Source organism: Streptomyces sp. NPDC059582, from assembly GCF_042735715.1.
Taxonomy (GTDB): domain Bacteria; phylum Actinomycetota; class Actinomycetes; order Streptomycetales; family Streptomycetaceae; genus Streptomyces.
Genome location: NZ_JBHWCC010000055.1, coordinates 16,644 through 29,289 on the forward strand (window position 1 = coordinate 16,644; position 12,646 = coordinate 29,289).

9 protein-coding genes and 3 pseudogenes are annotated in these 12,646 nt (G+C 68.3%); 10 read left to right on the plus strand and 2 right to left on the minus strand.

What is annotated here, in order from left to right:
- The first annotated feature begins 455 nt into the window (after window positions 1-455).
- Complete coding sequence (locus ACFV0T_RS34010) at window positions 456-587, plus strand: hypothetical protein (RefSeq protein WP_385787957.1); 132 nt, start codon at window positions 456-458, stop codon at window positions 585-587.
- Between the two features lie 191 nt (window positions 588-778).
- A pseudogene (locus ACFV0T_RS34015) lies at window positions 779-907 on the plus strand (chaplin); the annotation flags it as partial.
- A 72-nt stretch (window positions 908-979) separates the two neighbouring features.
- On the opposite strand, the gene ACFV0T_RS34020 reads toward ACFV0T_RS34015, so the two are convergent.
- Window positions 980-1,810, minus strand: coding sequence for a transposase (locus tag ACFV0T_RS34020; RefSeq protein ID WP_385787876.1), 831 nt, complete (start codon window positions 1,808-1,810; stop codon window positions 980-982).
- Window positions 1,811-2,085: 275 nt separating this feature from the next.
- Between ACFV0T_RS34020 and pepN the strand changes: the two genes are divergently transcribed.
- From pepN to ACFV0T_RS34045, 5 genes and pseudogenes are all read left to right on the plus strand, one after another.
- Window positions 2,086-4,518, plus strand: a complete 2,433-nt coding sequence (pepN, locus tag ACFV0T_RS34025; protein ID WP_385787878.1) for an aminopeptidase N — start codon at window positions 2,086-2,088, stop codon at window positions 4,516-4,518.
- Window positions 4,519-4,609: 91 nt separating this feature from the next.
- Window positions 4,610-5,213, plus strand: a pseudogene (locus ACFV0T_RS34030) (DDE-type integrase/transposase/recombinase); the annotation flags it as partial.
- 184 nt (window positions 5,214-5,397) lie between these two features.
- Window positions 5,398-6,027 carry a hypothetical protein gene (locus ACFV0T_RS34035; protein ID WP_385787881.1) on the plus strand — a complete coding sequence of 210 codons (630 nt, stop codon included), beginning with the start codon at window positions 5,398-5,400 and terminating at the stop codon, window positions 6,025-6,027.
- Between the two features lie 10 nt (window positions 6,028-6,037).
- Window positions 6,038-6,777 (plus strand): annotated as a pseudogene (locus tag ACFV0T_RS34040) (transposase); the annotation flags it as partial.
- A 100-nt stretch (window positions 6,778-6,877) separates the two neighbouring features.
- Window positions 6,878-7,294, plus strand: a complete 417-nt coding sequence (locus ACFV0T_RS34045) for a transposase (protein WP_385787959.1) — start codon at window positions 6,878-6,880, stop codon at window positions 7,292-7,294.
- Here the strand turns inward: ACFV0T_RS34045 and ACFV0T_RS34050 are convergent.
- Entirely contained in the window at window positions 7,195-8,922 is a 1,728-nt protein-coding gene (locus ACFV0T_RS34050) for an enoyl-CoA hydratase-related protein (protein ID WP_385787962.1), read from the minus strand. The two genes, ACFV0T_RS34045 and ACFV0T_RS34050, sit on opposite strands and share 100 nt — an antisense overlap.
- A gap of 1,249 nt (window positions 8,923-10,171) precedes the next feature.
- Here ACFV0T_RS34050 and ACFV0T_RS34055 point away from each other — a divergent pair.
- The 3 genes from ACFV0T_RS34055 to ACFV0T_RS34065 all read left to right on the plus strand — a co-directional run bounded on the left by ACFV0T_RS34055 (window position 10,172) and on the right by ACFV0T_RS34065 (window position 12,636).
- Window positions 10,172-10,375, plus strand: a complete 204-nt coding sequence (locus tag ACFV0T_RS34055; RefSeq protein ID WP_003973099.1) for a cold-shock protein — start codon at window positions 10,172-10,174, stop codon at window positions 10,373-10,375.
- A gap of 338 nt (window positions 10,376-10,713) precedes the next feature.
- On the plus strand, window positions 10,714-12,186 hold the full coding sequence (locus ACFV0T_RS34060; protein WP_385787887.1) for a DEAD/DEAH box helicase: 1,473 nt from the start codon (window positions 10,714-10,716) through the stop codon (window positions 12,184-12,186).
- 45 nt (window positions 12,187-12,231) lie between these two features.
- Window positions 12,232-12,636, plus strand: coding sequence for a CBS domain-containing protein (locus ACFV0T_RS34065; protein ID WP_385787890.1), 405 nt, complete (start codon window positions 12,232-12,234; stop codon window positions 12,634-12,636).
- The last annotated feature ends 10 nt before the right edge of the window (window positions 12,637-12,646 follow it).

The following is a 12,646-nucleotide window of genomic DNA, read 5'->3' on the forward strand; positions in this document are numbered from 1 at the left end:
CAGGATTTCAACACACCTTGACCGAACCTAGTCAAAGCGCCTTACATCCCACGAAAAACATGATCACGTGTCCTGCAACTGCTTCCGCTGCCCACTGTCCTGGACGGCTGGACGGCCTCCCGGACGCGTGGGCGCCGCCCAGGTCGGCCGGCATGCCGGCGGCCCGCCGAGCTGTCCTCGATGCCGGCGCAGGGACGGGCTGAGCTGCCGCCCCCCTGGTGCACAACCTGGGCTGCTGCTGCCGCCGCTGGCTGGAGCGCTCCAACCTCAGCGTCGCCTGCGCCGTGGCGGTCGTCATGTACCTCGAAGCCGGCAACGGCTGTTGCTGGACGAACCGCGGGTGCGGTCAACGCCGACTGCACCGGCCTGATCAAAACCTTGGAGGGTGAGGGCTTCACCGTGATCCCGCTCCAACTCCGGCACCGTCGCCTGTTCGGCGAGCGCTCGATGCGCGCCTGCTGCTCCTGATCTCCGAAGCATTCCAGCACGCCAAGGCCATCGGCGGCCGGGCCGGCGCCGAAGCCGTCCTGGAAGCGGCCGGAGTCCCCGCGGACGCTCCTGGAGTTGAGGCGCCTTGCCAGCGATGAGCGACGCAGCTCGAAGGCGTCGCCGGTGTCGCAATGCAGCGCGACCGGGTGATTCAGGCCGTCCTGAGCAGTCCGCGCGCCTGGTGGCAGCGGATCACCGGCGCCTGGACTCGGCACGCGGCCGGCCGGCGGCGACTGCGCCGCAACGAGGAGGAAGGGACGTGAACATGACGTATTTGCGGTCTCAAGTGATGCGGAGTGCAGGTCTGGTGGCCGCTGCGGGAGTGGTGGTGCTCGTTGGAGCGGCGGCGGTGTCGGCCGACAGCGGCGCGCAGGCGGCTGCGGTCGGTTCACCGGGCGCATTGTCCGGCAGTGTGGTCCAGATTCCGATGGAAGGCTGCTCCCCGACGTCGACGCAGAACTCACGGCATCAGCAATCGACTTGCTCACGTTCAGGGTTTCGGTGCAGTTTCATGGCCCCGCCCGGCGTGGTGACCTGTTTGATTGGCGCGGACCGTGATCGCGTACTCGAGCCCGAGAGCGTGGCAGGTGCGTCGCAGGGTGCGGCTTCCGGAGACCTCGTCGGCCGCGAAGAAGCCGGCCCTTACCTGGTTCTCGGCCACCGCCGGGGTGAGCATCGCGGCGGCCGCGGCGGCCGCGGCGGCCGCGGCGGCCGCGGCGGCCAAGGCGGCCAAGGCGGCCAAGGCGGCCAAGGCGGGCTTCGAGGCGAAGCCCATCTCCTCGGGCCCGCAGGTCAGTTCGCGGCGCTCCTCGTCCGCGGTCCGGTCCCCGGGCAGGTGCAGGGCGCGGTCGATGACCAGGTGTCCGAGACTGCTGGTGAAGGAGAGGTGGACTGCGACCGGGCAGACGCCGTCCCCGCCGGGGGAGCCGGGGTACTGCGGGCCGGTGCCGACCGAGTCGGTGGAGGACTTCTCGTCCCCGCTCTCGTCCGCGATCAGGATCCCCTCGCCGTCGTCCGGTGGCTCCACTGCCCAGGCGGCGGCCCGGTCCAGGACCTGCCGGTCGTCCCGGGACGCGCGGGAGAGCAAGTGCTTGAGCCGGTGCGGCCCGCGGTGACCGACGGCCTTCGCGAGGGTCCGGCAGTTCACGTCCTCGAGTTTCATCAGCAGACCCTCGGTCGACTCGCAAAAGGGTGAGCGGGTGTCTCGCCGGGGGAAGCAGCCGGTCAACCGGCCCATCAGCTTCTCCGTCCGGTCCCGCAGCCGCCTGGGTGCCATCGTGGCCAAGCCGCCGTGTCGTGATCGTTCTTCACACCTCGTCATGATCACGGCGGCCACCCACAGCCCAGCGGACTGCGGCACCTCGACCGAACAGCACCGGAGCCACCCAGATCACGATCTACAGCTGCCGTGTAGGAGCTACTCCATGCAGCAGAGATGTGATCATTTATCATTTCTGGGTGCTCTGTCCTCCAGGTCTGGGAGGAAGCCGCCGATCAGCCGATGGGCGACGCGATGGACAAACCCGATTCACGTGGGCCTCTTGCTGCTGAGCGGGTGGTCCGCAGCGAATGAACGAATCTCCGAGAGGGAAAACGATGAGCGGCAGGAGTCTGACCCAAACGGAGGCAGAGGGGCGCGCGAGGCTGCTGACGGTCGAGCGGTACGACGTTGCCGTCGACCTTTCGGATCTGATGACCGGCTCGCGGGTCCGGTGCGAATCGACGATCACCTTTACGTGTCACCGGCCCGGGGCCGAGACCTTTGTCGATTGTGCGGCGGCGGTTGAGAGCGTCACGCTCAACGGGGTCGGGCTGCGGTCGGCTGCTGAGGGCCGGATCGCGCTGACCGATCTTGCCGAGCGCAACGTCCTCACGGTGGTCTCGGTGACGGAGTGCTCGGCCGATGGCCGGGGCGTGCACAAGGCGGTCGATCCCGCCGACGGCGAGACGTATGTCTACACCGACTTCAGTCCCGACTACGCCCGGTACGTGTTGGCCTGCTTCGATCAGCCGGACCTCAAGGCGCCGTGGGCGTTCACCGTGACCGCTCCTGCCGGCTGGCGGGTGTTGAGCAACAGCGGTGACCCGCAGATCGAACACCTCGGCTCCCTGCGACGCTGGACCTTCCCGCCGACGCCACCGCTGGCGACGTACAACACGGTGATCAACGCGGGCCCGTACTACGAATTGCGCCGTCGCGGAGCTGGTCATGATCTCGGCCTCTTCGCCCGACAGTCGCTGGCCTCCATCTTGGACCGGGACGCCGACGAGCTGTTCACCCTGACCACCCAGGGGCTCGAGTTCTTCGCCGACAAGTTCGGCATGCCGTTTCCGCAGCACAAGTACGACCAGGTCTTCACGCCCGAGTTCCCCGGCGCGTTGGAGAACTTCGGCTGCGTCACCTGGATGGATTGGTTCCTGCGCAGGAGCACGCCGACCAGAGCGGAGTGGGACATCTTCTCGCGGTACCTGTTGCACGAGCTCGCGCACATGTGGTTCGGCAACATCGTCACGATGCGCTGGTGGGACGACCTGTGGCTGAACGAGGCGTTCGCGGAGTTCGCGAGCAACTGGGCCGCGGTGAGCGCGACGTCGTACACCGATGCCTGGACGGCACATCTGGCCGGCGAGAAACTCAAAGCCTATTTCATGGACCAGGGACCGACGACGCACCCGATCCGCCAGCAGGTCCGCAACGTCTCCGAGGCCGAAGCGACTTTCGACGCCATCACCTACTCCAAGGGCGCTTCCGTACTGCACCAGTTGATGACGTACGTCGGCGAGGCAAACTTCTCCGCGGGTCTCACCAGCTACTTCGCCACGCATGCCTGGGGCAACACCACGCTGGAGGACCTGATCGACGCGGTCGCCGACGCCAGCGGGCGTGACCTGGACCAGTGGCGCGCGGGATGGCTGGAAACAGCGGGCACCGACCGGCTCACTCTCGACCACGACAGAGATGGGTTTGCCCTGGTCGCTCATGGTGCGGGTGGCCGGCCGCGCCCGCAAGTGCTTGCCGTCGGCGCCTACGAGCGTTCAGGGGACCACCTTGAGCGGATGGCACTCGTCGAAGTCGAGGTAGCCGGCGGACGGACCCGGCTCGACCTACCAGCAGGAGCCGACCTGTATCTGGTCAACGATGAAGACCTGACCTTCGCCTCGACGAGACCTGACGCCACGACCAGAGACGCGTTCTTCGGCAACGCCGCCCGCCTGCCCACTGCGACCGCGCGGGGTGTCGCCGTCACCACGGCCTGGGACATGCTGATCAACGGCGAAGCGGCAGCCGCCGAAGCTGTGCGGTGCCTGACCGGAGTGCTGGCTGTCGAGACCTCCGCGTCGGTGATCGAGCCGTATCTCAACCTGGCTGTCGAGGCCGCAGATCTGTGGAGCCCAAAGTCGGAGCGGGACGAATTGCTGCGAGCAGTGACCGCGGCGTGCCGTAGTCTCTCCGGCGTCGGTGCCTACCGCAAAGCGGCGTTGCGCGGCTTCGCTCGCACGGCGGCCGAACCGGAGGAGGTGGCCTGGCTCCAGATCGAGGCCGGGGAGGACATCGATCTCCAGTGGCGAGCACTGGTTCGCAAGGCTCAGCTCGGAAGCCCGACCGCCGCCGAGGCACAGGCTCTGCTCGACCGCGACCCGGACCCCGACGCATGGGTCAGCAGGCTCCAGGTCCGCGCTGCGACCCCGGACGCGGCAGAGAAGAACGCGGTGTGGCAGACGCTGGTGACGGACCGCGCGGTGCCTCTCGCTTCGGTCCACTCAGTTGCGGCGCTGTTCTGGAGCGCCGGTCAGGACGACTTGCTGAGGCCCCACGCGGAGGCGTACCTCGATCTCGTGTCAACCATCCACCGCAGCGGAACCATGCCGGCGACGACTTACACCAAGACTCTCTTCCCGCTCTTCGGTATCGACCTGGCCTACCTGAAGCGAGCGGAAGACCTGGCGGCGCAGGTTGTCCCGGTCGTCCGCACGCACCTCCTGGACCGGGCCGACCGGATGCGCCGCATTTTGCGCTCCCGCGGCTGAAGGCTTGCGGCGCGGATGCTTCTCCGGGCGCCCACTCGCAGGTAACTCGCACGCCGGATTGGCAGCAGTGGTTCGACGACGACTCATTTGACGTCCGTGGTGTCGTCCCACCCGCGCACCCGCAGCCGTCGAACGCCGAGTGCTCAAGGCCCGCCGCACCCTGCGAACCGGACCCGACGCCCTGGCCGAGCACACCGGAGTCCCCGCCCGGACGATCAGCCGGATCCTCCAACGCCACCGGATGCCACCGCTCGCCGCCTGCGATCCCCTGACCGGACAGGTCATCCGGGCCACCAGGGCCAGCGGCCGCCGCTACGGGCACAACCGGCCCGGCGACATGATCCACCTCGACGTCAAGAAGCTCGGAAAGATCCCTGCCGGTGGCGGTCACCGCGCCACGGCCACGGCGAACGACCCGCATCGCTGCGGGGGGCCTCGGCTACGACTACGTCCACGCAGCCGTCGACGACCACTCTCGCCTCGCCTACGCCGAGATCCTCCCCGACGAGAAAGGCACCACCTGCGCGAACTTCCTCACCCGCGCGGCCGCGTTCTTCCACGCCCACGGCATCACCCGCATCGAGCGGGTCATGACCGACAACGCCAAGAACTACCGGCTGTCGCACGACTTCCAGGCCGCCTGCCAAGCACTCGGCGCACAGCAGAAGTTCACCCGCCCGCACTGTCCGTGGAGACGGTGGCCCTGCGTGCGGGGCTGGAGATCTGGCCGTGTGAACGCCGTGGGTATGTCGCTGGTGACGCGGGGCGAGCGCTTCTGATAGCTGGACACGCCTGTGTGCGGCGGCCACGATGGTTGTGGGGCTGGGGATCGGGGGATTTGTGGACCTTTCGGGGGGAGGCCTGGGCACTGTCATAGTGGTGGGAGTGGTCGGCCTAGTGATGGTGGCCATTGTCGTAGGGATTGCTGCGGACGGGCGTTACCGTCAGCGCGTTGCCGACTGGGCGGCCGGACAGGGATGGGCTTACCAGAACGGCGGTGGGGGTCCGTGGACGAAGCAGCTAGATCAGGGCTTCGTTCATGGAGTGAAGTTCCAACTCGAGGGTGCGCGGCGCGGTCGCCGAGTGTTGGTCGCGCACTGGTGGTTTAAGACCCGACGTTCGACCTATACGCGCGGCGAGTGGGAATCCGAGACTGAGACTCACGATCGGATGGTGGCTGTGGTCCGGCTTCCCACCTCGTACATGCATGTGCGGGTGGAAAGGCGGGGTGGCGGTTCACGGCTGGCTCGCTCGCTGGGCTTGAGGGATCCTGCTGCGGTGGGTCACGCTGCCTTCGATCGGGATTTCCGGATCCGTGGCGATGACGCGGTGCAGGGCCGCCGACTGTTCACGCGTCAACTCATCGAGGCGCATCTGGCGGGGCATGTTCCGCTCTGGAGCGTCAGGGGGCCGTTTCTCATGACGGCGTGGGAGGGGAAGGTCGATCCTGCGAAGATTCTCGCCCGTGTCGATCTACTGCTGGATGTCGCTGATCTCCTGCGCCAGTGAAGGCGAACGCGCCGTCCCGAGGCTGAGGTCGGGGAGCTACTTCCCGCACTGGCTGCTGGAGCGCCGCGGACGGGCCGAGCAGGCCCAGATATCGGTGGTCGCCACCGCCTACCTGCTGGGCGTGAGCACGCGCCGGGTCGAGGAACTCGCCGCGTCCCTCGGGGGACCCAGCTGTCGTAGTCGCAGGTCAGCGCGATGGCCTAGCACCTGGACGAGCAGGTCGCCGCGTTCCGCGACCGGCCGATGGACCGAGGGCCCTACACGTTCGTCCGGGTGGACGCGTTCACCCAGAAGGTCCGCGAGGGCATCCGCATCATCAACGTCCACGCGCTGATCGCTGTCGGCGTCAACGCCGACGGCGACCGCGAGATCCTCGGCATCGACGTCGCCACCTGCGAGGACGGCGCCGGCTGGCTGGCTGGCCTTCTTGGCTGTCGTACCCACGAAGACGTGCACGTCGCGGTGGCGGTCACCCAGTTGGGAGGATTGCTGGGGACGTGCCCCTTCCAGGCCACTGCAGCCGGTTACCGTGAACCGCTGGACTGGGCTCGTTCCTTCGGCGCGGTTTGCCGAGCCGGCGTGGAAGGCACTGGTTCCTACGGCACGGCCCTGTGCCGTTACCTTGACGCCGAGAACCTGCAGGTGATCGAGGTCAACCGGCCCGACCGTGCCGCGCGCCGTCGGTCGGGCAAGAGCGACGCGGCTGACGCGGAGGCAGCCGCCCGTGCTGTTCACCGGGCAGATCGATGAGCTGAATCAGCGCCTGACCCGGCTCGTCGAGCGCCAAGCCCCGCAGCTGCTCATACCAGTGAGTATGGGCCCCGACAGCGCCGTCACGCTCCTGATCACCATGGGAGACAACCCCGAGCGGCTGAACAAGACGTCCTTCGCTGCCCTTTGCGGAGTCAGTCCCATCGAGTACTCCTCGGGACGGCGGACCGCGCGCCGGCTCAACCACGGCGGCGACCAGCAGGCGAACGCCGTTCTGCACCGCATCGTGTTCACCCGGCTGCGCCAGGACCCACGCACTCGGGCGACTGCGAACGCCGCGCCCAGGAGGGGAAGACCCGGCGTGAGATCATTCGATGCCTCGAGCGATATGCCGCCCGAGAGGTCTTCAGCCTGGTCAGGACGGCGTCCAGCGCCTCCTCGTCATAGGGGCGTCCGTCAGTGGACGTGGTGCCGTCCGGGGTCGGTGGGTTGGGTGAGCGGGAAGGGAGAAGGGCTCGGGGTCTTGCGAACGAAGGCGGAGCGCAAGGCGTGGTAAGGGGCGCGAGGGTCGAAGAAGATGGCGCGCATGTGGGCGAGTTCGGCACTTCGGTGGCTTGCGAGGGAACGTGTGCGTTCCTTCGCGGCGTGGGCGTCGGCCTTGGCGGCGATGCGCCGGTCCAGGCCGGGGTCGGCGGCGATTTCGCAGGCCAGCTCCCCGGTCTCGGCGGCGAAGTCCTGCGGTGCGGCCGGTACCAGCCGGTCCACGAGACCGATCCGTTCGGCGTGAGCCGCGCTGACCGGCAGGGCCTCGTTTGTCAGTCGCTCTGCCTGTTCGGGGCCGACGCGCCGGGGCAGGGTGTACGTCCAGTACTCGGAGCCGTACAGACCCATGCGCCGGTAGTGCGGGTTGAGGACGGCGCCGGTGCGGCACCAGACCTCGTCGGCGGCGAGGGCGAGCATGACGCCGCCGGCGGCGGCGTTCCCGCCGAGAGCGGCGACCACGAGCCGGTCGGCGGTGAGCAGGATCTCCTCGACGAGGTCGTCCATGGCGTTGAGGTTGGCCCAGGACTCCCGGCCGGGATCGGGAGCTGCTTCGATGACGTTCAGGTGGATCCCGTTGGAGAAGAAGTCGCGCGTGCCGCCCAGGACGAGGACGCGGGCGGGGCGGGAGAGCGCGAACCGGTAGGCGGCGAGCAGCCGGCGGCACTGCCGGGTGCTCATCGCCCCGCCGGGAAAGGAGAAGCTCAGGAATCCGACATCGCCGTGCTGGCGGTAACGGATGTCGCTCCAGGTACGCCGGTTCGCCGGCACATCGAAGGGGAGGCGGGCCTCCGGCAGGGCCGCCCTGTTTCGTCCGGTGAAGGCCGCGACAACAGAGGTGGCCGGACGCCGGAAGGGAGCGGGATCGCCAGAGTTCTTGCGGGGCCGAAGCTCCGGGATCCAGATCGCGCCGTCCCTGGTAGCCCGGCAGACGGCACCCGCGCGCTGGGCGAGGAGTTCGCCGGGGTGACCGCGCAGCTGGTCTTCTGGATGGCCGCCGTGAAGGAACACCTCCCGGCCGAGGAGTTCATCCAGCACGCCCGGCTGCGAATCGGCGGCGCGAAGCTTGTGCAGCACCGTCTCGGTGTCATCACGGTGCCAGTCGATGCGGCGCCGCTCCTGCCGGAAGGCGTCGCGCCAGACAACCGTCACCGACGCGTCTGTCTGCGGCAAGGGCTTGTGCGTGCCGTCCGCGAAGCGTCGTACCGCCGCAAGGACTGCGCTCACTGCGGCGTCAGCGACCTCGCCCCGGTACAGGTCGCTCTTGCCGACGGGCGGCACGAGGAACGGCTCGGCCGCCCAGATCGCGCCGGCGTCCATCGCTGCCTCCGCCTGCAGCACAGTCACACCCCAGTGGGGTGTCCGTGCGTCGATGGCCCAGTCCAGAGCGGACGGTCCCCGGTCGCCGGGCGGACCCGGGTGCACGATCAAGCACGTGTGCTCCCGCCACACGTCCTCGGGCAGCGCCACCCTGAGCATCGGCGCGACGACCAGCGCGGGCCGCAACTCGCGTACAGCAGCCCGGATCGGGTCAGGGCCATGAGCGGCGAGCACGACCTCCACACGGTGTCCGTGGACCGACAGTTCGGCGTACAGGCGCTGGGAAAGGCTGTTGAATGCGCTGGCGACGAGCAGAATGTCCACGGCACCGCATCTTTGCGGGCTTTGGGGAGAACGGCGAATAGGCGCGGCCGCGTTTCGTTCGCCCGGGCAGCTCTCTTTTTGCCCTCCGGACCACCCTGTACAGGCCCGATTGCTCAGCTTGCGGGCACGGAAACGGCCCGGAATTCTGGTCACCGCGCGGCAGACCACCACGCCCACCGATGCTTCCTACAGAACGCCGTGTACCAGTGACACCGGTCGGCGTGTGGAGTGGGGCTGCGCCCGCGCCGGGCCGTAGCAGTTCTCCCGTACGGGGGTCGGTAGCGGCTGGGAGGGGCTAGGTTGGGAGCGCAGTCTCCCTGTGCCGTTCGGGTGTGGTGGTTGAGGCTGCTTCCCGCAGCAGAGCGAGCCTGCGGCGTTGCATGAGCGCCGGGCCCGCCTGACTCCCGCAGAGGCCGGAAGGCCCGGTGCGTCCCTGGCGGGCAGCTTCGATACCCGGGTTTCATGCTTCCGGGTCTGCCTGCGGGGGAGTGCTCGATGCGGACGGTACGGGGGCCACGTCACGCGAGGCACACGGCCGCCGGCCGACCGGCGGCCGTCGCCATGAGCTACTCGAACAGGCGAGACGGGACCGGCTATGCGGTGGCCGGGAGAGGGCGATGTCCGCGGTGATGCGCTTGCCGAGGGGGTCCGCTCGACGAGGACGGTTTGGGCGAGTGCTCTGACGATCTCCAGGCCGTGCTGGCCGATGCGTTCCGGATCCAGCGCCTGCAACTCTGGCACAGCGGGATTGCTGTCCCAGAGTTGCACCCGCACCACGGCAGGGGTGATCGAACGCTCGAGTACTGCTCCGGACGCGGCGATCAGCGCAGGCCCGCCTCATGTTGTTGGCCGCTCTTGGCCGCTGTTCAACGCGATCCTGCGGACAGCCGTACACGCCACAGCGCCCTCGACGGCCCTGGTTGCGGCTGACGACTCCGCTTTTCTGGAACGCTGCACTGCGAGTGAGTCAATATCTGTGTCCGCGACGTGAGAATTTGACGGACCATGTAGTGAGAGTTTTTTGCCGCATCAGCAGAATAGGGTTATGTAACGTGCACAGGGCGTTCCAGCGTGCTACTGTCGATCTCAGTTGCAGTTGTGGTTCCCGAAACTTCAAGTGCCCCCACTCGGCTCGTGCCGGTGGGAGCGCTTCTGTATTTCCGGTCATTTTCCGGGTGGGGTAATCATCGCGGCGATACGGTGTTCGCGCAGTGTGGATGCCGATGCACTGCCCCAAAGGAGATATGACATGGCTGCTGGTACCGTGAAGTGGTTCAACGCGGAAAAGGGCTTCGGCTTCATCGAGCAGGACGGTGGCGGCGCTGACGTGTTCGCCCACTACTCGAACATCGCCGCCCAGGGCTTCCGTGAGCTGCTCGAAGGCCAAAAGGTCAACTTCGACATCGCGCAGGGACAGAAGGGCCCGACGGCCGAGAACATCGTCCCGGCCTGATCCTGACGCACACTTTTAGCTGGGGCCCGCATCCTTCGGGGTGCGGGCCCCAGCTGCACGCATCTCCCGCAACGGTCTCACCCGTGAGACGACGCGGCGGAATCCGTTGTCCCACCACGCGCGTTTCCCCCTTCAGGGATGCCGGCTCACCCTGAAGCGCGCCGCAGTAGACGCCCGGATCTGACGTCCGCATCGCGTCACTCATTTCAGCAGCTGTGCCCCCGGAGATTTCCGCCGGTCAGGTCTGCTTTCTTTAGCCATCGGTCCATACTTGTAATTCCGTGCTGCTCATCGCTGCGGGAATTCCTTGATATGTGCCACATCGAGGAAGGTTCCGCATGAACCGCACACGTACGAACGACCGTTCCGCCCGCACCCGTAGCAGCGGTGCCGACGCCGGAAGGGGCGGCAGCCGCTTCGGCTCGCAGGTACCGCGCCGTTCCGGCGGGCCCGACCGTTCCGGCGGTTACGGAGGTGAGTTCGCGCTGCCCAAGACGATCACCCCCGCGCTGCCCGCCGTAGAGGCGTTCGCCGATCTCGACATGCCCGAGCAGCTCCTGGCCGAACTCGGCAAGCAGGGGGTGACCGTACCGTTCCCGATCCAGGGAGCGACGCTGCCGAACTCCCTGGCGGGACGTGACGTCCTGGGCCGCGGGCGCACCGGTTCCGGCAAGACCCTCGCCTTCGGCCTCGCCCTGCTCGCCCGCACCGCTGGACAGCGTGCCGAGCCCCGCCAGCCGCTGGGATTGATCCTCGTACCGACGCGTGAGCTGGCGCAGCAGGTGACCGACGCGCTCACGCCGTACGCCCGTTCCGTCAAGCTGCGGCTGGCCACGGTGGTGGGCGGGATGTCGATCGGCCGGCAGGCCGGCGCGCTGCGCGGCGGGGCCGAGGTCGTCGTCGCGACGCCCGGACGGCTCAAGGACCTCATCGACCGTGGCGACTGCCGGCTGAACCAGGTGGGCGTCACGGTGCTGGACGAGGCCGACCAGATGGCCGACATGGGTTTCATGCCGCAGGTCACCGCGCTGCTCGACCAGGTGCGTCCGGAGGGGCAGCGGATGCTGTTCTCCGCCACCTTGGACCGTAACGTCGATCTGCTGGTGCGCCGCTATCTGACCGACCCCGTCGTGCATTCGGTCGACCCTTCGGCCGGTGCGGTCACGACGATGGAGCACCACGTCCTGCACGTCCACGGCGACGACAAGCACGCCGCCACGACCGAGATCGCCGCCCGCGACGGCCGCGTGATCATGTTCCTGGACACCAAGCACGCCGTCGACCGGCTGACCCAGGACCTGCTCAACAGCGGGGTACGGGCCGCCGCGCTGCACGGCGGCAAGTCGCAGCCGCAGCGCACCCGCACGCTGGCGCAGTTCAAGACGGGGCACGTCACCGTGCTGGTGGCGACCAATGTCGCGGCGCGCGGCATCCATGTCGACAACCTCGACCTGGTCGTCAACGTCGATCCGCCGACCGACCACAAGGACTACCTCCACCGCGGCGGCCGTACCGCCCGCGCCGGCGAGTCCGGCAGCGTCGTCACCCTCGTCACGCCGAACCAGCGCCGCGGCATGGTCCGCCTCATGTCGGACGCCGGGATCCGGCCGCAGACCACCCAGATCCGCTCGGGCGGCGAGGCCCTGAGCCGGATCACCGGTGCCCAGGCCCCGTCCGGCATCCCGGTCGTCATCACCGCACCGGTGGCCGAACGCCCCAAGCGCAGCTCCTCCTCGCGCGGCCGGCGCCGCCCCGCTTCGGCGAGTCGGCGCGCCCCCGTACGCCAGTCCGTCTTCGATGCGGTGGCCTAGAACTTTCGTGATCAGGAAGCTGGCCCATCTCTGCAGGAGGCACCTTTGACGCTGGTTCAGATGCAACCCCGCCCGGCGGATGCCGACCCCGGGCACAGGACAGTGGCTGAGGTCATGGACGCGGCCGGACCGCAGGTCTGTGACGACATGAGCGTCGAAGTGGCGCTGGCCGTCATGGCCGCCGCCCGCACGGGCCGGCTGGTCGTCTGCGACCAGGACGGCCAGTGCACCGGCCTGGTCACCCAGAACGAACTCGCCGCCGTCCGCGACAGCTCCGACTACACGGACCGTGTCCGCCTGCGCGACATCCTCGGCGACTACGAGTCGTTCACCTCACCCGTGACCACGATGGCTGAAGCCGAGCACGCGATGCGCACCCGTCGGCTCGGTGCCCTGCCGGTGGTCGACGGGCAAGGCAGCGCCCTGGGTGTCCTCGCCCTCTCCCGCTGAACGCGCTCAC

Bases quoted from the DNA above. Each gene is read 5' to 3' on its own strand.
- ACFV0T_RS34060 (WP_385787887.1), top strand. From the start codon at position 10,714: ATGAACCGCACACGTACGAACGACCGTTCCGCCCGCACCCGTAGCAGC.
- ACFV0T_RS34045 (WP_385787959.1), top strand. From the start codon at position 6,878: ATGGGAGACAACCCCGAGCGGCTGAACAAGACGTCCTTCGCTGCCCTT.
- ACFV0T_RS34055 (WP_003973099.1), top strand. From the start codon at position 10,172: ATGGCTGCTGGTACCGTGAAGTGGTTCAACGCGGAAAAGGGCTTCGGC.
- pepN (WP_385787878.1), top strand. From the start codon at position 2,086: ATGAGCGGCAGGAGTCTGACCCAAACGGAGGCAGAGGGGCGCGCGAGG.
- ACFV0T_RS34020 (WP_385787876.1), bottom strand. From the start codon at position 1,810: ATGACGAGGTGTGAAGAACGATCACGACACGGCGGCTTGGCCACGATG.